This is a genomic window from Fictibacillus enclensis, from assembly GCF_030123385.1.
Classification (GTDB): Bacteria; Bacillota; Bacilli; order Bacillales; family Fictibacillaceae; genus Fictibacillus_C; species Fictibacillus_C enclensis.
In genome coordinates this window covers 896,521-920,766 of the sequence record NZ_CP126109.1, presented here as the reverse complement: position 1 = coordinate 920,766, position 24,246 = coordinate 896,521, and the positions used below count along the sequence as shown (strand labels likewise).

Here is a 24,246-nt window from a genome sequence, read left to right as displayed (position 1 = left end):
ATGAGATATGAAAACAAGATCTTTAGCAATAACTGCTGTACTTTTAGCATTGGGGTATGTCCTGCATGCCGTTATGCCCCCTTTATTTTTGGGCATGAGGCCTGACATGATGCTGACTATGCTATTTTTGACCATTATCATGTTCCCGGCGCTGTCTAATGTGATTGTCGCTGCACTGGCAACAGGGGTCATTACAGCCATCACAACCACTTTTCCAGGAGGACAGATTGCCAACCTGGTAGACAAACCAATCAGTGCACTCGTATTTCTGGCACTATTCCTGTTGATTTCCCGTATTAAACTAAATGCCTTGACCGCTGCGATTCTCACACTTGTCGGAACCATGGTGAGCGGGTCCATTTTCCTAGGAACAGCTCTACTCGTAGCCGGACTTCCCGGAACATTTTCAGCCCTGTTCCTCACAGTCGTTCTGCCGACAGCTGCTATTAACTGTGTGGTCATGTTTGTGATTTATCCTGTGGCAAACAGCGTGCGTAAACGTACAGCGCCGCAGAACAGCAAAGCGGTTGCAGCTCAAAATACAGCAAAAAAAGCATAACAAAAAAGGGCCGGTACCTGGAATTAAGGTGCCGGCTTTATTGTTTGCTCTTTTTCTTCCCATTCCATGTAGTGATCGATTTCTTCCTTGATTGTTTTGTATAAAAAAGCGAGTACAGCCGCATCATCCAATAATCCAATTCCCACCAGGAAGTCGGGAACCGCATCAATCGGGCTGACAAAGTAAAGCAGTGCTGCAACCACAAGCATCATTGATTTTTTGGATACTTCGCGGTACGTGCCGTCACGGTAATGCTTCACCAGCCGGATCAAGCTTCTCACCTGGGTAATCAGCTCGCGAAGGCCGCTGTTGTTCTGTGCGGTTTCAGTTTTCTTCTCCGCATTCGTGATCAGCTCGCCCGTTTGCTTATCATCATCGAGAATGACAGAAGCTTTGCTTTTCATTTTGTTAAAATAGTTGCCAATGGTGTGACGCTCCATAATACTAAACCCCTTCCTCTTGACTTGTTGTTATTATACCTTTATCTCCTTTATTTCTAACATAAAAAAGCCAATTCACAAAGAATCAGCTTTCCCCTTTTTTCGTTATTTTATGACAAATACAATCAAAAAAAGCAAAAGTCCGCTAATTCCCATAAGACCGACAAATAAAGCTTTTTTTCTTTGTCTAATAATCTGTGTGTTACGAAAAGAGTACTGGCGGGTAGTGTTTAATGAGTACAGCATACGTATAATCAGAAACAGTCCTGCAGCCAGAAAAAGCCAAGATATCCAGCTCATCTGTCCTCACCCCCTATTTAAGATATGCAGGCGCCTGTCCAAACATGCCGAAAAACATCGTTAAATATTTCTCATTTCGGGAAATTTTTTAATAGGAATTTTTCTTTAACAGCAAGAAAGTAATTAGTAAATATAAAAGAGGAGGAATTAATCATGGCTAAAACAAAATCTCTACTTTACGGTTTCGCGATCGGAACAATTATTACAGGTGCTACTGCGCTTCTCTCCGCTCCCAAATCGGGCAAGGACGTCAGACAGGATATTAGAAACGGGGCGGCCAAGCTGAAAGGCTCGGTTTCCAAAATGAAACAAAACAGCATCACATTGAGGGAAAAGGTGATGTTTATATCAAAGGAAGGCAAAGATGCCTTCAAGCAGGCATCGGCTGATCTGAAAAAGGACATCAGCCACTGGAAGGAAGAAGTCCAGCCCAACATGGAACATATTCAAGAGGGTGTAAAGGAAATCCAGGGAACCATTGAAGAGACAAAAAGCACCGTTGCAAAATAAAATTCACCAGGGATCTCCTAAAAAGGAGATTTCTTTTGTTACGGACGAAATCATCGTTGCTATCTTATCATACTTAAGTTTCGCGCCTTTATTACCAATTTTTCTTGCGTTTTTCAAAAATTTTACTTTCTTATTATAGGAAACACTGGCATAATGAGGAATAGATTGATGTTCTTATATGTTGTAATGGAGGGCATTTGGTATGGAAAAGGATAATTTAACGAGTTTAAAAGAAGCGATGATTTTCAGTCAGACATTCGCTCAAATCAGCAAGGCGCTATGGAAAAGCGTGGAAAAAGACTGGCAAAATTGGATCAAGGATTTTGGGTTAAACATAAATGAACACCATATTTTATGGATTGCTCATCATCTGGAAGGGGCAAGCATTTCCGATATCGCAAAGTTTGGTGTCATGCATGTTTCCACTGCATTCAATTTTTCGAAAAAGCTGGAAGAACAAGGATATCTGTCTTTTTCTAAAAGAGAAAACGACAAGCGGAATACATACATTCAATTGACAGATAAGGGTGAAGAACTGCTCTTAAAAACAATGGAAACGTATGATCCAGCCAAATTTGGTGTTTATACATCAGCACTGCCGATCAAGGACCTTTTTGGGAAGTTTCCCGAATTCCCTGAGATTATGAGCATGCTTCGAAATATTTATGGTGAGGATTTTATGACCATTTTTAACAAACTGGAAGAAAAAATAGAGGAAAGCCTTGAGGAGAAAACACCGAGCAATGTCATTCCGATGACTCCAGAGCTGGCCAGCGTTCATTCATAACGCCGTGCCAGTTCATAGAGTTTATCCATGAGTTCTGGATGAATTCCCTGGAGACGCAAAGCTTCGATGGTTTCTCCCGGCTTCAACTTTGAATTGAGCATTCCGGCGAAATGGAGAAGAAGAGGAAGGTATTGGACATAGCCGTTCTCCGTCTGAGCGGTGAAACGCCGGTGAAGTTCATTACACAATGAAAGGACATCTTCCACTTCTGCCTCGGTGAGGTGTTTTTCCATCACCAGTGTGTAGAAGGGATATGTCCTTAAATTAATCGATTGTACAGTCAGCCGGTTATAATACTCCAGCCGTTCAACACGTTCTTCAATCGTTTCCATCTTCATCCTGCTTTCTTTATCGTCGATCTATACTTTCTATTGTATAGCAAAGCCGCCTTTTTTGTAAGGCGGCTTTCTTGTTTTCTTCAAAATTTCTCCATATACTGCCTGCTTGTCTGCAATTACTTGCTCAATACATCGATGATAATTTCATCGTTTTTTAAATCCACTTTTTTTGCCTTTACTTCAATGTGTTTTTTCACCTTCATCTTTGTCAGCTGGACCTGGATCAGTTCCTCCTGCGGATAAACCTTAACCCACTTCGGCAGATCCACCGTATTGGATACCAAGGTGAGAACCTGTTCTCCCGGCAGATTCAGCCTTCCTACCCGGACATTCTTTTCATGAAGGACCAAATCACCGTTTTTCATGACTTCGGGATTGAGGTCCATCTGGTACATGATTTCCCGTCCAAACAAGTCTGCCTTACCGAGCAGTTTTACCTGATCGGTGAGCTCAGCTTTCATTTTCACACCTTTTTGGTCTTCGAGCTCTTTATTCATTAAAAAAGCAGCCTGCTCCTTGCCTGTATGTATGGTGAACAACTTTTTCCCTGCCGGCAGTGTATCATTGGCATTTTGATCAAAATTCTTCTCTCCTCCGGAAAACAGCAAAGAAACGACGATGATGAGCCCGATGACCACTAGAGCAGCCAAGGTCAAAAAGGCCCACTTCCATTTATTTATCATTTATATCCTCCATCCGTGCTTTTTTCTATTCTTATTCTCCAACTTTTGTTAAAGTAAGAATGGTAGCTTTTTATGGAGGTATTGTAACATGCCAGGATTAATATTTGTAATTCTTGCTCCTATATTTTTGTTCATCTTTAATGCCCTGACGAATGAACTCTGTGCAAAAAAATCCATTCCGGCTGAAAGCCAGCCCAATGTATTCCGTACAATCAATGTTTTAATCACATTGCTTTTAGTCAGTGCCTATGTAGAAAACATTTTTACATACTAACAAAGGGGATGGCATGCGCCTCCCCTCCGTGCTTCATTAGCAGAAACAAATACAGCCAATAATAATGAGTAGAATAATCAATACAACAATCAGCTCAAAGCCACCAGCTATACCGCTCATTGTTTACCTCCTCCGGCGAAAATCACCGGTTTACTACTGTAGTGCACGGCAGGTGCTTAGCACCAGCCTCCCCAACATACACATCCGACGATGATCAACAGAATAAACAACACAACGATTAACGCGAAGCCTCTTCCATGTGCGAAACCCATGATGCCACCTCCTTTATTTCTTACGGTATCCTATGCAGCCTATTCCCGTGGGGCCTAGGCGAATGCCTGAATTCGCGAAGATTTTTTAAACTCATGCCTACTCGTCCTTTTGGTTCCTTAGCATGCATAGCAGGTACAACCAATGATAATCAGCAAAATGAATAGAATAATCAGGAGTAAAAAGCTATGGCCCAATCCTGTACCGCACCCCATTCTAAATCTCCTCCTTTGGTCTTCTCCACATCATATAGTGATATGTCACGGTTTGATTAGACGAATGTCACGGTTTCCTAAAATTTCTTCTTCGCTTGCAAAGTAAATATGTGTAATTTTTCTCATAATTGTCATGATGCATAGTACTTTTTTGAATGTTTATGCTATAGTAGAAACAGTGAAAATATTACTCGAACAGTGGGAGTGTGTCAGATGAAAAAATGGTTAGTGTCCCTTGGACTTGCTGCCGGAGTTCTGTCGCTGTCTGCGTGCAACTCAGGTGCAGGATCAGAGAAAGTTGTGGAATCCAAAGCTGGAGACATCACCAAGGATCAATTCTACAATGAGCTTAAGGCCCAGTACGGCGATCAGGTTCTTAAGCAAATGGTAGATAACAAGCTTCTCGAAAAAAAGTACAAGGTTACAGATAAAGAAATTAACACCGAAATCGATAAAATCAAAAAAGAGCTGGGCGGCGACGACCAGTTTAAACAAGCGTTGGAGCAAAACGGCATCAAGAGTGAAAAAGACTTGAAAAAGCTTGTTAAAACCCAGCTGTTAAATAAAAAAGCGGCAACGGATGGCGTAAAAGTAAGCGATAAAGAAATGCAGAAGCTCTTCAATGACAAGTACAAAGAAGAAGTAAAAGCGAGCCACATTTTGGTGGATGATAAAAAGACAGCAGATGAAGTAAAGGCGAAGCTTGATAAAGGCGGAGATTTCAAAAAACTTGCTGAGCAATATTCCAAAGACCCAGGTTCTAAAACCAAAGGTGGAGAACTCGGCTACTTTGGCAAGGGCCAGATGGTTCCTGAGTTTGACCAGGTTGCATTCAAACTTAAGCCTGGACAAGTCAGCGATCCGATCAAGACCCAGTTCGGCTACCACATTATTAAAGTCGAAGACAAAAAGAGCAATAAGTTTGAAGATAAAAAGAAACAAATCAAGGAAGAATTGCAGCAGCAAAAAGCAAAATCAACTGACGAAGTCATTTCCAAGCTTCAGAAGGATGCAGACATCAAGATCAACGACAAAGATCTTAAGGATGCCCTTAAGAAGCAAGATACACAATTACCGCAGCAAACACAGTAATCCGGGTACAAACCCGTTCCGAGGATGGCTCATTTAAGAGTCTCCTCTTTTTGTTTCAACCACTCCTGCTCACTATAGATCAAAATAAAAAAAACCGGCCACTTGGCCGGTTTTTTATTCATTTACTGATTTGTTTCTCCGCTCCCGCTCTTCAGCGATCCGCTTCATGAAAACTTCCCCTTCTTGTTCGATCACCTTCAAGTCCAGTTTCTTTTGTTCAGATCCCAAGTTGTAACTGCGGTAGGCGCTGAATATAATGCCTGCCACCACAAAATAAACCCAAAATGGCGTAAGATCAAAGAAATACTGAATAGGAGCAAAAAATTGCTTTAAAACAAACAGAACAACCAGCAAAACGCCAAGACCCAGGGCTACATATCCTTTCATTTCCCTTCCTCCCATAGACAAGCTTCGTATTTCCATCTTATGAAAAGAGAAAGGAATATATGTCAACCTGATGGTCTTTTTATTAACCGGCCGATTGCGGAGCCACTGCCTCCTGTTTGTTTTCCGCCGCCCGTTTTTGATCATGGAGACGAAACATCACGTGGTACATAAAGGCACTGATTACCGTTAACACAAACAGAAGAAAGAACGTCCATCGAAAACCGATCCACAGCGTAAGCGGAATCGCCAATGGCGCAAGGCTGCGGCCGATTGAATAACGAAGTCCTGCTGCGGCGAAGTATTGACCGCGCATATGCTCCGGAGCAAGCTTGGAGATAAAGCTTTCCTGAATCCCAACCACCATGAGCTCCGCAGCGGTAAAGATCGCAATAGCCAATAACAGAAACCACAGAATCGTTGTATTCCCGTATAAAAGCATCGCCACTCCATATAAAAGAGAAGAAATTACAAACACATTCCCCTCTTTATATTTGTTCATCCACTTTGACATAAATACGGTGAACAAAGCGACCAACAGCCCGTTTGTCGAAACAATGTAGCCAAATGCCTTTTCACCGGTAAGTGAAAAGGACCAACTCCCAAGATGCAGAAGCGTTTGGGCAGGCACCTTTTCGGTCGTATAAACAGCAATCAATAAATCGAGCTGCATAAACGTCTGTGCCACTAGGATACCTGCAAGAATAAACAGCAGAAACAGCTTATCCTTTGCAATGACACGGTAGTCCTTAAGCTGATTGAGGACTACCTGGTTCCACTTTTTCGGACTTCCTGCCTGGTCCTCTGCAATCGGCTTTTTCTCCGGCACCGTTTCCCTGATATACTTTTGCAGTACAAAGGTCAGAATAATACCGACAATCGTACAGGCCAGCAGCAGCTCAAACCGGTAATCAAAGAAGAAAATACTGCCCAGCGCAGGGCCAAAAACCACTGATATGTTGATACTTGTATAAAAAACAGCAAATACTTCACTGCGGTTCTTTTCAGGTACAACATCTGCAATCATCGCATGGCTGGCAGGCCAGTACAATGAACCGAATAATCCTAAAGCGGTAAACGCCAAAAAGGTTAATACCGGTGAATCCAGCCATGGAGAATTGGCAAGTGCAAAAACGGCAAAGGACACCGCTTGGCCCGCACCGGCGATTACCATCATTCTTTTTCTGCCAAACGTATCCGCACAATAGCCGCCAACCAGATTGGTAACAACGCCGACAAGCTGGGAAGCCACCAAAAGCATCCCTGCCTGTTCTTTTCCAAGTTGATCCGAAAAATAAATCGCCATGTACGGGAAAAACATCCAAAATAATAAATTAATAACAAACTCGCCAAGCAGGCGGACCTTTATGTTTCTGTCCCAATCTTTCCATTTCATTCCCATCACACTCTTTTCATCGTTTAAAATCCATTACAAATTCTCCCAGTCTCTTGAGGGAAGGGCAGGAAAGCATAAAAAAGCCTGCAGCTGCGCAATTCCACGTCAACTACAGGCTTCACCGTACGTTTTAGAAGGCCGTGAGCTGACAGATAAACCAACACTCAAGAGAAAGGGTCATAACTGAATAAATCAATACTGTACATGAAAAACGCAAAGAAACTGATGTTCTTTTTGGCCATCATGGTACATGGGTTGATTTACTCAGTTATTTAGCAGACACCTTTACTTGAACAATGGGTTTCATCTGTCATAGCCTCCATCTCATTAATCTCTCTTACAATTTACCATATTCCCCCGCTTTAAGACAATTACTTTTTTACCAATTCCTGTTCAAAAAGCGGTTTGTAGAGGCTTCTGTTCTCCAGAGGAAAAATCTTTTCCGTGAATTCCCCTGGTTCCACTTTGCCCAGTGCACGGTCCATCATGTTGATTTTCGCATCAAAGTTATCGATCATATGAAGGATTTCTGCTTCCCGGATCATTGGGGCCTTGGGGCTGCCCCACTCCGGCTTGCTGTGATGGCTAAGCACCAGGTGCTGAAGGACCGTCACTTCTTCTCCTTCAATATCGAGCTCTTTGGCGATAATCCCAATTTCGTTGACCATAATGGAGATATGTCCAAGAAGCTTGCCTTCGAGTGTATAATTTGCCGCCACAGGCCCGGAAAGCTCGATGACTTTTCCAAGGTCATGCAGAATAATGCCAGAGTACAGCAAATCGGTGTTCAATGATGGATAGAGGCTTGCAATCCCTCTTGCCAAATCAAGCATGGAGACCACATGATAGGCGAGGCCCGAAACAAACTCATGATGATTTTTCACGGCTGCAGGATACTTCAGAAAGTCTTCCTGATACTTTTTCAGAAGGTGCCTCGTAATCCTTTGGATATTGGGATTTTGCATATCAAAGATGTATTGCGTGATTTTTTCCATCATCACATCTTCTGAAAGCGGAGCCGTTTCCACAAAGTCTCCGATTTTTACGCCGTCCATATCATTAGTGGGACGGATGTGCTTCAGTTTCAGCTGAAGCTTGCCTCTGTAGCTGCTCATCTCCCCTATGATCTTGATCAGTGCCTGGGGAACATACTGCTGCTCGTCTTCGGGAGAGCAGTCCCATAATTTTGCTTCAATATCTCCCGTCTGGTCCTGAAGCGTTAAGTTTAAAAATGGCTTTCCGTTACTGGCAGTTGATTTCGAGGAAGATTTAATCATCAGATAGGAATCTATCATCTCTCCCACTTTATAATGGGCCAAACCTTTTTTCATATGCGCACCTCATCTTTTAATAAGTATAGTAGTCTATGACAGCCTGTCTTTGGGCAGAATGACTTCAAATAAAATGCCGTCATCGACATTGGTTACCTTTGGTTTCCCTCCGTGCAGCTCCGCAATCCGGTTCACAATCGCCAGGCCAAGGCCGAATTGTCCTTTATTGCCTTTGCGGAACGGCAGGAAAAGCGTTTCGCGGTCACGATCGGATAGTTGCTCCCCATCATTCCAAACGCCAAGGGCAATGTTGATGCCTTCTTCTTTTGCCGATAAAACAATCCGGGAATTGGCATATCTCATGGCATTCTGAATGAAGTTTTCAAAAACAATGGTGATTTGCTCACGATCTCCCCAGAACAGCACTTCATCACCTGTAATCGTGAATTCAATGTCATCCCTCTGAAACCGGAAGCGGCTGATAATCTCTTCGGCGAGCACTCCAAAATAGATCAGTTCCCATTGAAGAGTCTGCTGCTTAAGTGTATCAAGCTTTGTGAAATACAGCATGTTTTTCACCCGGTTTTCCATCCGGTTCGCTTCATTCAAAATGACATCCATCATATCCTCTACATTGTTTTTCGGCATGATTCCGTCTTTCACCGACTGTGCGTAGCTTTTTATGGTCATCACCGGTGTCTTCAGTTCGTGGGAAGCATGCTGAATAAAGGTTTTCTGGGCAGTATCATAGCGGATCAAATTCTGCCGCATCGTTTCAAACTGCTGAGACAGCCGCTGAAATTCATCATCTTCATGCCAGATAAACGGCTCTTTCCAGTTTCGTTTGGCGATCTGTTCAAAACGTTTCCCAAGAATGGTAAGCGGCGCCCGCAAATACCGTGCCATCCAAAGCGCGGGGATCACGGCAATCATTCCGGTGAAAAACAGAATCCACAAGAGGCGCGTCCACAGCCGGTCGACCATCTGGTCACGATACGTATCCCACATGTAGGAAATCAGGTAAAAATTGCCCTGCGAGTGAGTTTCAAGTCTTTTCACAATGTAAAAAAGGGTGGCATCCCCATACGTAAGTTCATATTTTTGCTGCGACTTTTTTTGTTTATAGGCATGGGAGCTCATTTCACCTAGCACCCGCTCCGGAATATAATCTCCTTTTGTTCCCAGGTAATCGTTCTTGATCACTACATGGCCGACAGAGCGGCCCAGTTTTCTTCGTTCTATAAAATCAATGGAAGAGTCGGGATCAGGAACTTCCTTGTCCTGGTCCATCAGTTTATCCTGCTCCAGTGAGATAATTTTGTAGGTTTCATCTGTCATCGTTTTTTTTATGGAAAGAGGAAAAATAATGGCGAGTACAAGCCCGATCAGCAAAATGAGCAGGGCAAACGAGATCCAGATTCTTTGCGTCAGATTCAGCCGGATCATGAAGTTACAATCCTGTACCCGTTGCCATAGACCGTTTCAAGGTTTAAGCGGGGCATTTTCTTTCTGACCCGCCGGATCACGTCATCCACAGCACGCTCTGAACCGAAATAATCGGTCCCCCACACATGGGACAGAATCTCTTCCCTTGCCTTGGATGTTCCCAAATTTTCGATCAAGTACAAAAGCACATCCATTTCCTTTGATGTCAGGTTGATTAGTTCGTCATCAAAAGTGATTTTTCTGGCGACAGGATCGATCACATAACCGGTAATTTCAATCTTCTTCGGCGCCATTGCTCCGGTTTCGTAAATCCGGGTTAACAGTTTTTTGGCGCGAATGACAAGTTCACGCGGCATAAAAGGCTTCGCCAAATAATCATCGCTTCCCAGCTCAAGTCCTACGATGCGGTCAAGATCCTGGTCTCTTGCAGAAATAAAAATGACCGGGGTGTCAGCATGCTGTTTGATTTTCCGCAGTACTTCATACCCGTCAATACCGGGCAGCATAATATCCAGAATCCATAGGTGAGGGGCATCCGTTACATTCCGGGCTGCCTCTTCCCCATTATTGAATGCGGTCACGTTCCAACCTTCTTGTTCCATATAGGCTTTTAACACTTGCGCAAGATTTTCTTCATCTTCCACAAGGTAAATTTGGTAGTCAGACATTGATTGTCCCCTCCTGTTTTGCGCTTCTTTCATTTCTTTATATCATAACGCATCCGCTTATGAAAAAGCACCTTCCTGGCGGTAGGCGCCCTCCTGCTTCTTTAACGAGATGACCGGAACGGATGGCCGGTCTTGAAACAGATGCTCATGGCATGTGAAAAATATCATTTGCTGGCCCGGACCCATCGAAGTCAGAAGATCCAGCGTATGCTTTGTCCGTACCGCATCAAAGTTAACCGTAATGTCATCCATGATCAATGGCATGCTCTCCTTTTGATAGAGGGACGCTAGAGAAAGCCGTACACACAAATACAATTGTTCCGCCGTGCCTCTGCTCAGTTCTCCCGGATGAAATCGTACGCCGTCATGCCGCTCGAGCTCCAGACTGTTCTGGCCGCCTCCCGACAAATACAACTGGACATACTTTGCGTTTGTCATTTTTGAAAAATAAAGCGAGGCCTGTTTGATGATGGCGGGCAGCCGCTCGGCATGAAATTGTTCTTTGGTTTTCTTTAGAAGATCGGCTGCAATTTTGTACACACTCCACATTTTAGCCTGTTCTCCCAATGCATTGCGGAGATTTTCATAGCGCTGCAGGCATTCCGAATAACTTTCCTCGTTTTGCAGTGTCTGCAGAACAAGGGAAAGCTCTGCACTTTTTCGCTGCAGCTGCTCCAGCTGCTGTTCTTTTTCTTTCAGCTCCGCTTCTGCCGAAGCATTTTCCTTGTCCACATTAAAGTCCTTATCCAGCAAAATGTCCGCCAGCTCTTGTACTTCTTCCCCTGTATAGCCAAACGACTGCAACTGAAAAGAAGCCTGTTCCAGCAGTTCGATTGTTCTTTTTCGTGTCTCTGCCTGCTTTCCTTTGAGCCTGAAAGCTTCCTCGTTCTGGGCTTTTGCCTGCGATAGGAGTTTGTTGATTTCCAAACCGTAACTCTGTTTTTTTGTGATCACTTCATTTAGATGTTCAGTGGCGGTCGTTAATTTATCCTGCAGCGTTTCTTGCGCCTGGACTTTCTCTTTTTCTTGCTGCAGCAGCAGCCGTGCCTCCGTAACCTTCTCCAGATAGGAGGATTCCTCCGGCAGGCGGAGCCGGTGCGTCAGTGTGTCAGCCTCTGCAAGAATGACGTAAATCCGTTTGTCTGCTTGTGCAATGTTTAAAAGCAGCTGTTTTCTTTCCAAAACAATCTCTTTCAGCTTTTCGATCTTTTCGAAGTATCCCGGGATAAGAAGATAGCTCCAGGGTCCGGTGTAATGGTTTTTCTCGCACCATTGCTGAACCGCGGCTTCGTTATCATATTGTTCAAGCTCCAGCTTGTCATAGTTGGCAGCCTGCTGCTGGTAAGAGTGTTCCAGCCGTTTGGCTTCTTCTCTCATTCTTTCAAGCTCCGTTCGCTTCGCTCTTTCATCCGCATATCTTTCATTAATCATGTCCAGTTCTGATAAGCTGGAAATACCTGAGAGTTCACCTTCAAGTGTCCGGATTTTGGCTAAAAGCTCTACATCATTTGTGCCAGCTGAGTAAGACTCATTTTTCCGGTTTGAACTCTTGATCCATAAATAGGCACCTGCTCCCAATGCCACGGCAAAAAGTGCCGTCCCAAAGAGCTCCCCTTTGACGGCAAGGTACATCAGGCAGGCTGCCGCCAAAAAGCCGAACACCAGAAAGGGCAGCAAATGTTTAGAAGCAGAAGGAGTGTGCTGACGTTTCCCATTGGCTTGCGCCATCAGTGCCTGAAGCTGCTCCTTTTCAACCAACAGTCGCCTGTTGGTTGAATCCCTCTCCGATCGTTCTTTTAATTTATGAAACTCCTGTTCTTCCAGTACTCTTCCTTCATGCTGGCACAGCCCTTCTTCAGCGGATTCAAGCCGCTCACGTGCGTTCTCAAGCTCCTGATCCAGCCAGCCTTTCTTTTGATTCAGCAAATCCGCCTTCTTAATTAATACCAGAAGATCATTTTTGGAAGCCAGCCCCGTATTGAGCCGTTCCAACTCCTCTGTTGTTCCCAAAAAGCCGGTTTCATCTTTTAAGCGCCGGGCTTCCATTTGAACGAATTCTGCTTTTTGGACCCAGCCGCGTTTTTCCTCCAGCAATCGTTCAAGATCGTGGCTCTTCTGACCGGCGGAAACGACGAGGCTTTCGGATAGCAGCACATCTTCATTGATTCGAAGGGCATGAAGCTGTTTTTCGATTTCATGCACCTTGTTTTGAAAAACAGTCAAATCTCCCTCCACATCCAGCCGTTTCTCCTGAAGCTGTTCCAATAGGTGAAGTCCGTTTTCCGGGAAGCTGTTCTCTGGCAGTGCTCGAAGTGCAAGCTGATGCTCTTTCCACTTTCGAAGAGCAGGAAGTACATTTTTCCACTTCTTTGTGTTGTACCAATGATCCTGAAGTTGCTTCTTCTCTTCTTCTGCCTCCCTGATCGCTTCCTCTGTTTTTTTAAGTTCTTGAAGGGAAGGCTGAAACTCCTCATTTTTTCTTTTCCATGTCCTGAGTTCCTCTTCCGTGCTTTCCAGTTGCTGAAGCAATTCATTAATTACCGGTTTTCTTCCTCCCGGTTTAAACAGCGTGGTCTGCTTTTTCTCCAGTAGGCCTTCAAGCTGCTGCAGTTCCCTGTTGCCGGTCATTCCCGCACCCAAAAGGTAATTCCCCAGTTGTTCAGAGCTTAATTTTTCAATTTCCTGAAGCCCTTCAAGACCAAAACAGTAAATGCCCTGAAACAGGGGACGGTCCATTCCTTTCAGCACCGTACGAAGAAGCTCTTCTCCTCCCTGAAGTCCATTTTCACCGTAAACCGTCACATTCCCGGCTGCTTTGCCGGCAACCCGTTCAATAGTTAAATCCCCATATGCATCGGTATGAATGTTGATGGAACCGCCAATCTGGTTTCCATCTTTCGGCTCATACCGCCTCTCGTTCGTCACCTTGGAAGGAAAGCCAAAAAGCATACAGGTAATAAAATTCATGAGCGTCGTTTTTCCTGCTTCATTTTCTCCTGAAATGAAAAGAGGCCCCCGGGATAATTGATCGATTTTGAGGTTGTGAAACTTGCCAAAATGATAGATGTGCAGCTTTTTAATCCACATATCCCGTTCCTCCTAATCTTTCAGTAAAAATTGCAAGAGCAGTGTTTCCGCCTCATCGACCATCTCTTTTTCCTCATTTGGAGTAAGAGGATCTATGTATTTCCTTGCCTTCCTGTGCAGGTAGAGCTCCTTTGGGGTCTTTTGAGTCTGTATATATTCCTTGCCGTTGGTTAATAGGGCACCGATAAACCCGCGGTCGTTCTGGAGCTCTTCACGGTTCCAGTTTCGTCTGGTCTGATTGATAATGGCAAAGGTATAGACAAAGGATGTTTGATCCCCTTCCCCGTCCTGCAGGGTCTCCATCAGTTCCTCAAGCAATCCCTCTTGTTCCATTTCGTTAAATAAACCAGAATGCCCGTTCAGGACCAATTTCAGTAGAATTCCTTTTCCTTGTATTCTCGCATTCTCCTTTATGTCCAGGCAGTGATCAATCATTTCTGATACAGAGGATAAATCAGTGAGGTCTATGTTCTTTTCCAGCCAATAAATATCGTTTGTTTCATGAAACGTCCGCCTTTTATTTTGCAGATCAATAATAAGACAGCCTTTTGGTCCTGTTTCTTTTTGATTTCTGCCTTGGATGTTACCAGGATAAATAACTGGCGGATCGTGGTGTAGTTCCATTCTTTTATGAATATGACCAAGGGCCCAATAGTCATATCCCTTTTCAAAAAGCTCCGCAACCCGGAACGGCGCATAGGCTTCGTGGCCATTCTGCCCTTCTGCATTCCCATGCAGAATACCGATATGATACACATCATCTCCGGACTTTGCAGGATAGAAAGGGACACGGTTTTCAGCAACCGACCGCTTTTCATAGCTGAATCCGTGCAGCATTGCTTTCAATCTTCCATTCTTATAAAAAGGCACACTTTGCGGATGTCCCCCGTCAAACAGATGCACGTTCTTTGGCCACTCCAGATCAATCCATGTTCCTTCCAGATGGTCGTGGTTTCCATGAATCATGTATACAGCGATTCCCTGGGCGTCCAACCGGCCAAGTTCCTTGCGGAAATAGCTTTGCGCTCTAAGGCTGCGGGAATCACCATCATAAATATCACCCGCAATCACGATAAAATCCACCTGTTCTTTTATCGCCACACTGACAATTTCACTGAAGGCTCTGAAGGTGCTGTGCCGGATGCGTTCAAAGATTTCCCTCGGTAAATGAGATAACCCTTTAAAAGGGCTGTCCAGATGCAAATCGGCACAATGCAGAAACTTCAACACCATCGCCTCCTTTTCCCTAATCATTCTAACCTTTATTTTACCATATATACGAAAACACGTTCTCATATTTGGGAAAATACACATATTTTCGGCAGAAATGTTGAAAGGCCAATTAACCGTACAAAAAAAGCAGGAAATTTGACGAAAAAACAGAAATACAAGAAAGGAAATCCTGAAAGGAGCTTCACACCTTATGAAAAAATACTTTCTTACTGTCTATGACAAAAGCGGGGAAAAACTGCTCGATGAAACCATCCAGGCTGCCGATGACAGGCAGGCAAAGAAACTGGGAGAAAAACGCTTAACAGAAGAACAATTCAATGACCGTACACACCGCCTCACATCGCCATCAGGAGCTCTTCTGCTGTTTCACCGTTAAAGAGCAGCCTGCCCTGATGCCAACCAGGTCACTGTGCTTTTTATCAGATTTTCATTATTTGTGAAAGAGGTGCGAGGATGAGTGAATTCTTCATCAGGCAGGGAACCATTGAGGATAGTCTGTCTCTCTCTTATCTAATGGGTGATCTCGGCTATCCCACCACCGAAGAGGAAATGAGAGACAGGTTAACGTATATCCTGCAAGACCCCGCCTATACCTGCTTTGTCGCTTGCTGTGACGATCTGGTGATTGGAATGATTGGCGTCGTCAAAGAATACTACTTCGAAAAAAACGGGACATGCCTGCGGATCATTGCCCTTGTCGTAACCGAAGAATATCAGGGGAATGGCTTTGGAAAGGCCCTAGTCGGGTATGCGGAAAACTGGGCAGAGGAACAGGGCTGCACTGCCATTGTTCTGCATAGTGGAAAACAGCGCAAAGAAACCCACGAATTTTACAGAAACCTGGATTATGATGATACCGGCCTCCGCTTCATCAAGGTGATGTTATAAACCAAAGCTCCAGCACCCTGTTTAAATCCGACAAGCGTTGGAACTCCTGATCTGCAACACGTTCTTTGTGTTGTGGAGAAGGAGTGAAACGACCTAGAGGATTTGGGTGCTGGAGCTGGACGCGTCTTCCTCGAATACTCCAGCACCCTGTTTAAATCCGACAAGCGTTGGAACTCCTGATCTGCAACACGTTCTTTGTGTTGTGGAGAAGGAGTGAAACGACCTAGAGGATTTGGGTGCTGGAGCTGGACGCGTCTTCCTCGAATACTCCAGCACCCGTTTATATCCGACAAGTGTTGGAACCCCTGATTGCAAAACGAAAAACCCGGCTGTCTGGATTGGACAGCCGGGTTTTTGTTTCCGTGCAGTTGTTGACCCCTTTTTCATGCCTATCTTTTTGTTTTTCCCCGGTTGTTTCTCCGAATCATTTTTGTCTTAATCTTACTTCAGGTTTACCCACACGCTTTTTACTTCTGTATAGTTATTCAACGCATAAGATCCCATTTCACGGCCCATACCGGATTGCTTGTATCCTCCGAATGGAGAAGCCGCATCAAAGGCATTATAGCAGTTAATCCAAACTGTACCTGCCTTCAGGTTGTTGGACACATAGTGAGCCGTTTTGAGATTTTCTGTCCAAAGACCTGCAGCAAGTCCATATTCAGAACGGTTCGCACGCTCGATTACTTCATCAAGATCCTCAAACGGCATTGCCGCTACAACCGGACCGAAGATTTCCTCTTTGGCAATGGTCATCTTGTCATCAACGTCCGCAAAAATAGTCGGCTCCACAAAATAACCTTGCTCAAACGGTCTGGATCCTCCAGTCAGAAGCTCAGCTCCCTCATCCTTACCTTTGGAGATATAGCTCATTACGCGGTTATGCTGCTCCTCGGAAACGAGCGGCCCCATTGTAGTATCCGGATCAAGACCTGGTCCCTGCTTGATGCTTTTCGCATGGGACACCATGTCCGCCATAACATTGTCGAACGCTTTTTTCTGAACAAACAAACGGGAACCCGCACAGCAAACTTGTCCCTGGTTGAACATGATACCGCTCAAAGCACCAGGAATGGCACGCGTCATATCCGCATCCGGAAGGATAATGTTCGGTGATTTTCCTCCGAGCTCAAGCGTTACACGTTTGAGGGAGTCCGCTGCATTTCTCATGATCATTTTACCGACTTCAGTAGAACCGGTAAATGCGATTTTGTTAACTTCCGGATGGTCGACAAGCGCTGCTCCTGTTTCTCCGGCACCCGTTACAACGTTAAGCACACCTTCTGGGAATCCGGCTTCCTGAGCAAGCTTCGCAAGATAAAGAGCGGATAGCGGCGTCTGCTCTGCAGGTTTCAATACAACCGTACAACCAGTGGCCAGGGCTGCGCCCAGTTTCCATGCTGCCATCAAGAGCGGGAAATTCCAAGGGATAATCTGGCCGACAACACCAACCGGCTCGTGGCGTGTATAGTTGAAGAAGCTTCCTGCCACAGGGATGGTTTGTCCGACAATTTTAGTCGCCCATCCTGCATAATAACGGAAATGTTCAATCGCCAAAGGCACATCACCGTTCATGGTTTCACGGATTGGTTTTCCGTTGTCCAGCGTATCGAGCTGTGCGAGCTCTTCTTTATTTTCTTCCATTAAATCCGCAAGTTTATAAATTAAATAGCTGCGCTTTGCGGCGCTCATTTTTGACCAGTATCCAGTATCAAAGGCTTTGCGTGCCGCTTGCACCGCAAGATCGATATCTTCTTTTCCACCTTCTGCAACAAGCGCCAAAACCTCTCCTGTTGAAGGATTCAGAGTTTCAAACGTTTTTCCTGATTTCGCTTCTACCCATTCTCCATTGATGAAAAACTTTTTTGTTCCGTTTAAGAATTCGGCCACCTTCGGCTTCAGATTCAGGTTAACAGTTTTTTCCATTTTAATCCTCCTCATATCCTTGTTCCTTACCTTATATCTGTTCGACAAGGTTATTGAAAACCCTTTCAAAAAATGTCGTTTTCTTGTTTTGTAACATAAATGAAATATTCCGGGATTTATATTCATATAAAAAAAGCCCCTGAATGGAGCTTTCTGGTTAGTATAACCCTACTCTCAACTGCTTTCTGAATACTTCTTTAATCATATAAGGAACTCCCAGCTGGTCATTGGTGCGTGTAATCCAGCTGGCGGCGTGTTTGACATCATCCGGCGCATTCCCCATGGCTACCCCAAGACCAGCCATCTCAATCATTTCACGGTCATTATGCGAATCACCCACCGCCACCATTTCTTCAGGAGCTATATCAAGCTTTAATCCAAGCATCCTTAAGGCATTGGCTTTGGTCACATTTGGAGATGTAATCTCGAAATTGCATTTAGTGGAGGAGGTGTATTCAAAATTGGCAAAGTGGTTTTTCAAATGTTGTTCTGCGGATCGGCGTTCTCTTTCTTCAAAAAATTGCACATCAATCTTGGAAGGTGTGATTTCCTTTTCAAGAACATGATGACTTAAGTTTTCTGTAAAGGTTACAGGATAAAACAACGGATCCCCTGCTCCGAGGGTCAGTCTGGCAACGAGTTGATTTTTCTGCTGGACCTGGTTCCCCACAGAGAAGCGCTCATGAACCAGCCGAATATGGCAATTGTAATTTTCAAGTATGGAAACCATCTTGTTTGTATCTTCTCTGGAAATATGTGATTCAAAAAAAGGTTCATCCTGATTGGCTGCAATAAAACCGCCATTTTGGCTGATCAGATAACCATCCAGCTTGAGAGCCTTGGCGACTTTTTTGGTTGAAGGAAAGTTGCGGCCGGAAGCAAGCGTAACATAAACCCCTTTTTTTCTTACATAATCGATCGCTCCCCTTGTTTCCTTATCCATGCGAAAGTTGCTTCTCAACAGGGTCCCATCGATGTCCAGAACCAGCATTCGGTAAATCAAGGCAATCCCCCCTCTGACTGAAAGATAGACTCTCTCTGTCAAACTATATTCCGAATGAAGTCGAGATAGAACATGGAGCCCCTCCATGGTGATTTATCGCGTTCATGCAATTAATTTGATTTCGTGCAATTGTTCTTGAAATACGTGCAATTCTTCCTGCGCTTCGTGCAATTCTCACTGGTCATACAAAAAAACGCCTTTCAGCAGGATGCAGAAAGACGTTTTTCCTCATAGACACTTATTGCTGCTTTTCGTCCGCCATCGGTCCATAAAGCTCTTCAAGCGGCTTTGTAATGATTTTGTTCAGATCAGAGATGGTTACGCTCATGCGCTGCTCAGTGTTTATCAATGTGCTGATGACCTCGTTTTGCTGCACTGACTGGAATAAAGCCTGTGCCTTTTCCACTTCCTCCTGTGTGATCTGCTCGCCGGACATTTGCTTTTGCTGAAGGCCCATTTGAATCGTGCGGAACTCGTCAAACATTTTTTTGGCTTCTGGATCCGCATTTACCTTCGCATAGCTATCCTTCAAGGTTTGAAAATCCTCGCTGTTGCGCAAGGCGTTTTCAAGATCGTACGCTAAATCATAAAGATTAGACATAATTTGTTTTCCTCCTCAGACTCTAAATGTCTCTACCACTATAACAAACCTTAGAGGAACATCAAAATCAAAGCCTGGAACACGGCGATGATTCCTCCGAGCAATGCACCGAGCCAGGTGATCATGGTGAGTTCTTTTTTGGCTACATCAATAATGATTTGCTCCAGCCGTTCAAGCGAAAACGTTTCTACCTGTTCCTCCACAATTTTTGCAATCTGCAGTTTATCCAAAATCATGGCTAAACGGTCGTTTAACGATTTCATGAATAGGTCCACAATTCTTGGAATGAAACGTTCCAGAATGGCTTCCTTGTACTGATCCGGGATGCCATCGAGCGGTTGATGCAAAAGGTTGGTAATCGGAAGCTGCGAAACAATTTGGGAAGCTCCTGGTTCGATCCAGGTTTCGGCATTCATTATGTCCTGAAGCTTTCCTGCCTTCTGCTGCTGAGCTGCCTCCCACTCCTGCCGGATTAACTTTTCAATGGTTTCCTTCGTTTGTGGCTGTTTTAACAGCTTGATCATTTCTGGCTGAATCTTATCTACCATTTTTACATTTCCAAAAAACATCGAAAGCATGTTCAACAGCATGCCTCTTTCTGCCAAGAAAGCATCAATGCCCTTGGATAGGGTTTCTTTACCATCTTTGCTTTGAAGAAAGGCGATACCTTTATCGACGATAAATTGGGCAGCTCCCCCGATTTTTCCGTCGACCGCAGCCGTCATACTTGAAGGAAGGAGTTCGCTTATTGTCTGCTCCTTTACCTCATCCAGGATGGCATTCAGCTTGTCCTGAACAAAGGATGTTGCTTTTTCAGAAATGACAGCCTCCGCATTTGAAACATTCAACTGTTCCGCCAAAAATCGCTGAAGCGTAATATCACTCTCAAGAAACCCCCTTGCTTCGGTTTTTACAAGGGAAGTAATTTCATCTATAAAAGCTGGATCCGTGACTTTACTCTGAATCCCTTCAGCAGTTAACAGATGGTTCTTGACGGTTTCCCCCATCTTTATGGCCAACTCATGCCTCCGCTTGGGAATCAGCCCCGGGGTAAAGGGCACTTGATACTTTCCAATTTTCCAAGGTTTATAAGGACGGAACAGCATCCGGATGGCGATCAGATTGGTTAATCCGCCAATTATCGCCCCCACCACAACCAAAAACACTATTTTTATCCATGTATCCATTGTTAATCTCCTAGTTTAAACACTATTTTCGTGCTGCTTTCATAGTATACGATATGGGCATCGGCCTAATCAAACGGGAATGCCCTTTTAAAATGATAAACAAGGAGCGAAAGAAATGACGATTCTTCCTCTTTATCCCTACAAGACGGAAAAGGCTGTACTTTTCATCCCCGAATGGCTGCTTTTGGATACAGGAAAGCCGGTTACTCTGTCCTTCGGTTCAAGCACTGTGACATGCACCGCAATCGCACATGCCAGGGATGAGCTTCGTCTTTCTTCACCCCTTTGGACTGCCCTGCAGATTCCATTTGCTTCAAGGGTTCATATACATATTCACGGCTCCTCGCTCGAAATCGGTCCTTTGGCTGGTATTTTCACATCCCATGTCGGTTTCTCATCTTCACGCCCTGCCGGGGAGCGTTCCTCCTTTTTTGCTAAGCTGCTTTCTGCTGCCAGGCCTGTCGGTTCCTACTATTTTCTGTTTGGCCCAAAGCAGATTGATTTAAAAAACCGGATCGTCTATGGCTACTTTCACGATGGAACACGTTGGACCACGCACAGCGTTCCGCTTCCTTCTGTAATCTACAACCAGATTCCAACGCGGAAAACGGAAAACAGTCCCTCAATTCAAAAAGCGCTTCACCTTTTTCAAAACGAGTGGAAAATTCCCGTGTTCAATCCTTCCTTTTTCAACAAACAGGAAATTTCCCAGATGATGTCCGGAGACAGTGAAACTGGGCACTATCTGCCCGAAACTTTCATCGATGCAGATGTCTATGAAATCGAGCGAATGTTGAACACTTATCCTGTTATTTTCTTCAAGCCCGCAGGCGGCAGTTTTGGCCGTGGCATTTCCACAGTCAGCAAGTTGAAAAACGGAAATTACATCTGCAGATTTCAGGATGGTCCCCGACTTCAATCCATGAATTTTGGTCGTTTATCCGATCTCCTTCATTCGCGAAAGCTTGTTTCTCAAAAAGAAAAGGTCCTTGTACAGCAAGGAATTGACTTGATCACCATCGGACAATCGCCTGTCGATTTCAGAATACATTCCAATAAAAACCGTCATGGCCAGTGGGTGATCAGTGCAATTGCCGCAAAGGTCGCCGGATCCCAGGCGCTAACCACCCACCTGTCCTATGGAGGCGAAGCACGACGTCCAGAAAATGCACTGGAGCTGGCAGGAATGCCATCTCAATTGCTCATAAAACTGAAGCAGGCAGCTCTTAAAATCAGCAAAAAAATTGATGCCAAAACAGACGGACTCATAGGAGAAATCGGATTTGACATGGGAATCGACAAGCAGGGGCGTATTTGGCTAATCGAAGCAAATTCAAGGCCGGGCAGAAGTCTTCTTTCTCATTCCTTGTTCCGAAAAGAAGACTATTTAACGCGGAGACTTTCTCTAGAGTATGGAATTCACCTTGCTGAACAAGCGTTTCTTTCCAAACAGTTGCTTCATGCCTGATAAAGCCTGTCCTTCTCCCTTCTTTTTGTTAGAACACTGTTTGCACTGGTATACTAGGGTGAGAACATGAAAAGGAGTTTTCGGCATGCTATCCAAACTTCAACAACATTATGGCAACCATTTTTCCTTACATACCGCCGACCATCCGGAACAGTATTACTGGTTTGCAGATCAGGCAGGTGTTACGTTCGGCATAGCCAAAACGGCAATTACTTCCAGTGAATTGGATTTACTGCATTCGCTGTTTACAGAGGCAGAAACGGATACTCGTCTTTCGGAGCAGCAGATTTTTTGGAAGAACGTTATTTCTGGCGACCTTCAGGGCGAACACCCGCAGGTCCGTTTCCGGTTCATTCATTTTTTCTTAAAAAACGATCTCAGTGACCAGGATGCCTTTCTCGAAGCTGTCTCCGGCATTTTTCCCGATGAAGTGACTGTGCTTTTTATGTCCGGTCATCACGGAGTGCTGATCGAGCCCAAAACCAATGAAACGGAAGAGCTGCCGTATGATCAGGTTAAGTCGGTCCTCACAGCTGACTTTTATACCGATCTCGATTTGTTTATCGGCAGGTGGATGGATAGCTATGCAGAGGGAGCAGAACAGTTCAGAATTGAACGGGAAATGTTTTCCTCCATCCGGCCTTATCTCCCTCCCCAGGAAGTATATTGCCGGGAGGACTTGATTCCCTACCTGCTTCTTCTTCATCTGGACAAGTCTGCCAGTCAATTCATTTCCAATCTCATACCGGATGAATTATTTAAAGACCGTGATCTGATTCACAGCATTAAAATTTTCCTCGAATGCAATATGAACCTGTCCATGGCAGCAAAAAAATTGTATATTCACCGAAACAGCCTGCAATACCGTGTAGACAAGTTCATCGAAAAAACAGGAATAGATGTGAAACAGTTTAAACAGGCGGTCGCTGTTTACCATGCGCTGATCAGCCGTGAAACAACGATAAGTTAGATCGTTTTGTGCACAATGCACAAAAAATTGACTGAAAATTTCGGACATGCCTCCAATATACGAAAGCCCTTACATTCGCTACAATTAAGGCAATCAGCAAAGGTCGTTCTTTTGCAAAACCAAGGAGGCAATACAATGGCAGGAATTAAACTACAAAAAATCGTAAAACGCTACGACAATAAAGTAACCGCAGTACATGACTTTAACCTTGATATTAAGGACAAAGAATTTATTGTATTTGTTGGCCCATCCGGCTGTGGTAAATCCACAACCCTTCGTATGATTGCCGGCCTTGAAGATATTTCAGAAGGAGATCTTGTCATTGGAGACCGCGTGGTAAACGATGTCGCACCAAAAGACCGTGACATTGCCATGGTTTTCCAAAACTATGCCCTTTACCCGCATATGAATGTATATGACAACATGGCGTTCGGCCTAAAGCTCCGTAAATTCAGCAAAGAAGAAATTGAAAAACGCGTAAAAGAAGCGGCCCGAATCCTCGGCCTTGAACAATACCTTGATCGTAAACCTAAAGCACTTTCCGGCGGTCAGCGCCAAAGGGTGGCGCTTGGACGTGCAATTGTTCGTGATGCACAGGTTTTCTTGATGGATGAACCTTTATCCAACCTTGATGCCAAACTTCGTGTACAGATGCGCGCTGAGATCACCAAGCTTCACCAGCGCCTGCAAACAACAACCATCTATGTAACGCATGACCAGACTGAGGCCATGACGATGGCTACACGAATCGTTGTTATGAAGGACGGACACATCCAACAGGTTGGTTCACCTAAGGAAGTATACGATACACCTGAAAACATGTTTGTCGGCGGATTTATCGGAAGCCCGGCCATGAACTTTATCAGCGGAAAAGTAGAAGACGGATATTTTGTAATCAACAATGATATCCGCGTGGCGATTCCAGGAGGCAAAATGAAAACCCTTCGTGACCATGGCTACCTTAATAAGGAAGTAACACTTGGCATTCGTCCGGAAGATCTTCATGATGAGCCAGTATTCATTGAGTCTTCTGCCAACACCAAAATTAACGCCCGCATCGACGTAGCGGAGCTTATGGGAGCGGAAACTTTCCTGTACTCCACAATTGCCGGCCAGGACTTCATCGCCCGTGTGGACTCCCGTACGGATGTACGAAACGGCCAAAATATTGACCTTGCTCTTGATATGAACAAAGCTCATTTCTTTGACAACGACTCAGAACAACGCATCCACTAAGTTAAAAAACAGCG

The 24,246-nt window shown here is 44.6% G+C and carries 27 protein-coding genes; 10 read left to right on the top strand and 17 right to left on the bottom strand.

All coding sequences use genetic code 11. From position 1 onward, the window contains the following. The first annotated feature begins 7 nt into the window (after nucleotides 1-7). On the top strand, nucleotides 8-559 hold the full coding sequence (locus QNH15_RS05000; protein ID WP_061967234.1) for a tryptophan transporter: 552 nt from the start codon (nucleotides 8-10) through the stop codon (nucleotides 557-559). A gap of 23 nt (nucleotides 560-582) precedes the next feature. On the opposite strand, the gene QNH15_RS04995 is transcribed toward QNH15_RS05000, so the two are convergent. After that, nucleotides 583-999, bottom strand: coding sequence for a YkvA family protein (locus QNH15_RS04995; protein ID WP_283893028.1), 417 nt, complete (start codon nucleotides 997-999; stop codon nucleotides 583-585). Nucleotides 1,000-1,452: 453 nt separating this feature from the next. Here QNH15_RS04995 and QNH15_RS04990 point away from each other — a divergent pair, with 453 nt between their 5' ends. Then, a complete protein-coding gene (locus QNH15_RS04990; RefSeq protein WP_283893026.1) occupies nucleotides 1,453-1,809 on the top strand; it encodes a YtxH domain-containing protein in 357 nt (118 codons plus the stop codon). A 202-nt stretch (nucleotides 1,810-2,011) separates the two neighbouring features. Beyond that, nucleotides 2,012-2,596: an HTH-type transcriptional regulator Hpr gene (locus QNH15_RS04985; protein ID WP_283893024.1), complete on the top strand. Its 585-nt coding sequence runs from the start codon at nucleotides 2,012-2,014 to the stop codon at nucleotides 2,594-2,596. Here QNH15_RS04985 and QNH15_RS04980 read toward each other — a convergent pair. Together QNH15_RS04980 and QNH15_RS04975 are read right to left on the bottom strand one after the other, a co-directional pair. After that, the gene (locus QNH15_RS04980) at nucleotides 2,587-2,928 is read right to left on the bottom strand and encodes a DUF1878 family protein (RefSeq protein WP_283893022.1); all 342 of its coding nucleotides are present in this window, start codon (nucleotides 2,926-2,928) and stop codon (nucleotides 2,587-2,589) included. The genes QNH15_RS04985 and QNH15_RS04980 overlap by 10 nt on opposite strands. A 122-nt stretch (nucleotides 2,929-3,050) precedes the next feature. Further along, a complete protein-coding gene (locus QNH15_RS04975; RefSeq protein WP_283893020.1) occupies nucleotides 3,051-3,617 on the bottom strand; it encodes a YpmS family protein in 567 nt (188 codons plus the stop codon). A gap of 88 nt (nucleotides 3,618-3,705) precedes the next feature. On the opposite strand from QNH15_RS04975, the gene QNH15_RS04970 reads away from it, so the two are divergent. Further along, nucleotides 3,706-3,891: a hypothetical protein gene (locus QNH15_RS04970; protein WP_061967217.1), complete on the top strand. Its 186-nt coding sequence runs from the start codon at nucleotides 3,706-3,708 to the stop codon at nucleotides 3,889-3,891. 36 nt (nucleotides 3,892-3,927) lie between these two features. On the opposite strand, the gene QNH15_RS04965 is transcribed toward QNH15_RS04970, so the two are convergent. From QNH15_RS04965 to QNH15_RS04955, 3 genes are all read right to left on the bottom strand, one after another. Then, entirely contained in the window at nucleotides 3,928-4,011 is an 84-nt protein-coding gene (locus tag QNH15_RS04965) for a YjcZ family sporulation protein (RefSeq protein ID WP_074440427.1), read from the bottom strand. A gap of 56 nt (nucleotides 4,012-4,067) precedes the next feature. Next, nucleotides 4,068-4,163: a YjcZ family sporulation protein gene (locus QNH15_RS04960; protein ID WP_074440426.1), complete on the bottom strand. Its 96-nt coding sequence runs from the start codon at nucleotides 4,161-4,163 to the stop codon at nucleotides 4,068-4,070. 117 nt (nucleotides 4,164-4,280) lie between these two features. Next, nucleotides 4,281-4,376 carry a YjcZ family sporulation protein gene (locus QNH15_RS04955; protein ID WP_283893015.1) on the bottom strand — a complete coding sequence of 32 codons (96 nt, stop codon included), beginning with the start codon at nucleotides 4,374-4,376 and terminating at the stop codon, nucleotides 4,281-4,283. 213 nt (nucleotides 4,377-4,589) lie between these two features. Here QNH15_RS04955 and QNH15_RS04950 point away from each other — a divergent pair, with 213 nt between their 5' ends. After that, nucleotides 4,590-5,468 carry a peptidylprolyl isomerase gene (locus tag QNH15_RS04950; RefSeq protein WP_283893013.1) on the top strand — a complete coding sequence of 293 codons (879 nt, stop codon included), beginning with the start codon at nucleotides 4,590-4,592 and terminating at the stop codon, nucleotides 5,466-5,468. Between the two features lie 114 nt (nucleotides 5,469-5,582). Here the strand turns inward: QNH15_RS04950 and QNH15_RS04945 are convergent, their stop codons facing one another. The 7 genes from QNH15_RS04945 to QNH15_RS04915 all read right to left on the bottom strand — a co-directional run bounded on the left by QNH15_RS04945 (nucleotide 5,583) and on the right by QNH15_RS04915 (nucleotide 14,947). After that, nucleotides 5,583-5,855 (bottom strand): sporulation YhaL family protein, encoded by a 273-nt coding sequence (locus QNH15_RS04945; protein WP_082635661.1) that lies wholly within the window; start codon nucleotides 5,853-5,855, stop codon nucleotides 5,583-5,585. An 82-nt stretch (nucleotides 5,856-5,937) separates the two neighbouring features. Next, nucleotides 5,938-7,248 (bottom strand): MDR family MFS transporter, encoded by a 1,311-nt coding sequence (locus QNH15_RS04940; protein WP_283893012.1) that lies wholly within the window; start codon nucleotides 7,246-7,248, stop codon nucleotides 5,938-5,940. A 371-nt stretch (nucleotides 7,249-7,619) separates the two neighbouring features. Then, nucleotides 7,620-8,579 (bottom strand): 3'-5' exoribonuclease YhaM, encoded by a 960-nt coding sequence (gene yhaM, locus QNH15_RS04935; protein WP_283893011.1) that lies wholly within the window; start codon nucleotides 8,577-8,579, stop codon nucleotides 7,620-7,622. A 33-nt stretch (nucleotides 8,580-8,612) separates the two neighbouring features. After that, the gene (locus QNH15_RS04930) at nucleotides 8,613-9,965 is read right to left on the bottom strand and encodes a sensor histidine kinase (RefSeq protein WP_283893009.1); all 1,353 of its coding nucleotides are present in this window, start codon (nucleotides 9,963-9,965) and stop codon (nucleotides 8,613-8,615) included. Then, complete coding sequence (locus QNH15_RS04925) at nucleotides 9,962-10,633, bottom strand: response regulator transcription factor (RefSeq protein WP_061967207.1); 672 nt, start codon at nucleotides 10,631-10,633, stop codon at nucleotides 9,962-9,964. The genes QNH15_RS04930 and QNH15_RS04925 overlap by 4 nt, the downstream gene beginning before the upstream one ends. Before the next feature lie 57 nt (nucleotides 10,634-10,690). After that, complete coding sequence (locus QNH15_RS04920; RefSeq protein ID WP_283893007.1) at nucleotides 10,691-13,720, bottom strand: ATP-binding protein; 3,030 nt, start codon at nucleotides 13,718-13,720, stop codon at nucleotides 10,691-10,693. A gap of 12 nt (nucleotides 13,721-13,732) precedes the next feature. Next, nucleotides 13,733-14,947: a metallophosphoesterase family protein gene (locus tag QNH15_RS04915; protein WP_283893005.1), complete on the bottom strand. Its 1,215-nt coding sequence runs from the start codon at nucleotides 14,945-14,947 to the stop codon at nucleotides 13,733-13,735. A 196-nt stretch (nucleotides 14,948-15,143) separates the two neighbouring features. Between QNH15_RS04915 and QNH15_RS04910 the strand changes: the two genes are divergently transcribed. After that, a complete protein-coding gene (locus QNH15_RS04910; protein WP_061967201.1) occupies nucleotides 15,144-15,329 on the top strand; it encodes a YhzD family protein in 186 nt (61 codons plus the stop codon). A gap of 77 nt (nucleotides 15,330-15,406) precedes the next feature. Next, a complete protein-coding gene (locus QNH15_RS04905; RefSeq protein ID WP_283893002.1) occupies nucleotides 15,407-15,841 on the top strand; it encodes a GNAT family N-acetyltransferase in 435 nt (144 codons plus the stop codon). A gap of 441 nt (nucleotides 15,842-16,282) precedes the next feature. On the opposite strand, the gene QNH15_RS04900 is transcribed toward QNH15_RS04905, so the two are convergent. The 4 genes from QNH15_RS04900 to QNH15_RS04885 all read right to left on the bottom strand — a co-directional run bounded on the left by QNH15_RS04900 (nucleotide 16,283) and on the right by QNH15_RS04885 (nucleotide 20,558). Next, entirely contained in the window at nucleotides 16,283-17,767 is a 1,485-nt protein-coding gene (locus QNH15_RS04900) for an aldehyde dehydrogenase family protein (RefSeq protein WP_283893000.1), read from the bottom strand. Between the two features lie 157 nt (nucleotides 17,768-17,924). Then, a complete protein-coding gene (locus tag QNH15_RS04895) occupies nucleotides 17,925-18,770 on the bottom strand; it encodes a Cof-type HAD-IIB family hydrolase (protein WP_283892998.1) in 846 nt (281 codons plus the stop codon). Between the two features lie 238 nt (nucleotides 18,771-19,008). Next, complete coding sequence (locus QNH15_RS04890; RefSeq protein ID WP_430667126.1) at nucleotides 19,009-19,371, bottom strand: YlbF/YmcA family competence regulator; 363 nt, start codon at nucleotides 19,369-19,371, stop codon at nucleotides 19,009-19,011. Nucleotides 19,372-19,421: 50 nt separating this feature from the next. Continuing rightward, nucleotides 19,422-20,558 carry a DUF445 domain-containing protein gene (locus tag QNH15_RS04885; RefSeq protein WP_283892996.1) on the bottom strand — a complete coding sequence of 379 codons (1,137 nt, stop codon included), beginning with the start codon at nucleotides 20,556-20,558 and terminating at the stop codon, nucleotides 19,422-19,424. Between the two features lie 115 nt (nucleotides 20,559-20,673). Here QNH15_RS04885 and QNH15_RS04880 point away from each other — a divergent pair, with 115 nt between their 5' ends. From QNH15_RS04880 to QNH15_RS04870, 3 genes are all read left to right on the top strand, one after another. Continuing rightward, the gene (locus QNH15_RS04880) at nucleotides 20,674-22,026 is read left to right on the top strand and encodes a YheC/YheD family endospore coat-associated protein (protein WP_283892994.1); all 1,353 of its coding nucleotides are present in this window, start codon (nucleotides 20,674-20,676) and stop codon (nucleotides 22,024-22,026) included. An 85-nt stretch (nucleotides 22,027-22,111) separates the two neighbouring features. Further along, nucleotides 22,112-22,996, top strand: a complete 885-nt coding sequence (locus tag QNH15_RS04875) for a PucR family transcriptional regulator (protein WP_283892992.1) — start codon at nucleotides 22,112-22,114, stop codon at nucleotides 22,994-22,996. A gap of 135 nt (nucleotides 22,997-23,131) precedes the next feature. Next, on the top strand, nucleotides 23,132-24,232 hold the full coding sequence (locus tag QNH15_RS04870; protein ID WP_283892990.1) for an ABC transporter ATP-binding protein: 1,101 nt from the start codon (nucleotides 23,132-23,134) through the stop codon (nucleotides 24,230-24,232). Nucleotides 24,233-24,246 lie beyond the last annotated feature (14 nt).

Coding starts and splice junctions, on each gene's coding strand:
- QNH15_RS05000 (WP_061967234.1), top strand. CDS start 8: ATGAAAACAAGATCTTTAGCAATAACTGCTGTACTTTTAGCATTGGGG.
- QNH15_RS04995 (WP_283893028.1), bottom strand. CDS start 999: ATGGAGCGTCACACCATTGGCAACTATTTTAACAAAATGAAAAGCAAA.
- QNH15_RS04990 (WP_283893026.1), top strand. CDS start 1,453: ATGGCTAAAACAAAATCTCTACTTTACGGTTTCGCGATCGGAACAATT.
- QNH15_RS04985 (WP_283893024.1), top strand. CDS start 2,012: ATGGAAAAGGATAATTTAACGAGTTTAAAAGAAGCGATGATTTTCAGT.
- QNH15_RS04980 (WP_283893022.1), bottom strand. CDS start 2,928: ATGGAAACGATTGAAGAACGTGTTGAACGGCTGGAGTATTATAACCGG.
- QNH15_RS04975 (WP_283893020.1), bottom strand. CDS start 3,617: ATGATAAATAAATGGAAGTGGGCCTTTTTGACCTTGGCTGCTCTAGTG.
- QNH15_RS04970 (WP_061967217.1), top strand. CDS start 3,706: ATGCCAGGATTAATATTTGTAATTCTTGCTCCTATATTTTTGTTCATC.
- QNH15_RS04965 (WP_074440427.1), bottom strand. CDS start 4,011: ATGAGCGGTATAGCTGGTGGCTTTGAGCTGATTGTTGTATTGATTATT.
- QNH15_RS04960 (WP_074440426.1), bottom strand. CDS start 4,163: ATGGGTTTCGCACATGGAAGAGGCTTCGCGTTAATCGTTGTGTTGTTT.
- QNH15_RS04955 (WP_283893015.1), bottom strand. CDS start 4,376: ATGGGGTGCGGTACAGGATTGGGCCATAGCTTTTTACTCCTGATTATT.
- QNH15_RS04950 (WP_283893013.1), top strand. CDS start 4,590: ATGAAAAAATGGTTAGTGTCCCTTGGACTTGCTGCCGGAGTTCTGTCG.
- QNH15_RS04945 (WP_082635661.1), bottom strand. CDS start 5,855: ATGAAAGGATATGTAGCCCTGGGTCTTGGCGTTTTGCTGGTTGTTCTG.
- QNH15_RS04940 (WP_283893012.1), bottom strand. CDS start 7,248: ATGAAATGGAAAGATTGGGACAGAAACATAAAGGTCCGCCTGCTTGGC.
- yhaM (WP_283893011.1), bottom strand. CDS start 8,579: ATGAAAAAAGGTTTGGCCCATTATAAAGTGGGAGAGATGATAGATTCC.
- QNH15_RS04930 (WP_283893009.1), bottom strand. CDS start 9,965: ATGATCCGGCTGAATCTGACGCAAAGAATCTGGATCTCGTTTGCCCTG.
- QNH15_RS04925 (WP_061967207.1), bottom strand. CDS start 10,633: ATGTCTGACTACCAAATTTACCTTGTGGAAGATGAAGAAAATCTTGCG.
- QNH15_RS04920 (WP_283893007.1), bottom strand. CDS start 13,720: ATGTGGATTAAAAAGCTGCACATCTATCATTTTGGCAAGTTTCACAAC.
- QNH15_RS04910 (WP_061967201.1), top strand. CDS start 15,144: ATGAAAAAATACTTTCTTACTGTCTATGACAAAAGCGGGGAAAAACTG.
- QNH15_RS04905 (WP_283893002.1), top strand. CDS start 15,407: ATGAGTGAATTCTTCATCAGGCAGGGAACCATTGAGGATAGTCTGTCT.
- QNH15_RS04900 (WP_283893000.1), bottom strand. CDS start 17,767: ATGGAAAAAACTGTTAACCTGAATCTGAAGCCGAAGGTGGCCGAATTC.
- QNH15_RS04890 (WP_430667126.1), bottom strand. CDS start 19,371: ATGTCTAATCTTTATGATTTAGCGTACGATCTTGAAAACGCCTTGCGC.
- QNH15_RS04885 (WP_283892996.1), bottom strand. CDS start 20,558: ATGGATACATGGATAAAAATAGTGTTTTTGGTTGTGGTGGGGGCGATA.
- QNH15_RS04880 (WP_283892994.1), top strand. CDS start 20,674: ATGACGATTCTTCCTCTTTATCCCTACAAGACGGAAAAGGCTGTACTT.
- QNH15_RS04875 (WP_283892992.1), top strand. CDS start 22,112: ATGCTATCCAAACTTCAACAACATTATGGCAACCATTTTTCCTTACAT.
- QNH15_RS04870 (WP_283892990.1), top strand. CDS start 23,132: ATGGCAGGAATTAAACTACAAAAAATCGTAAAACGCTACGACAATAAA.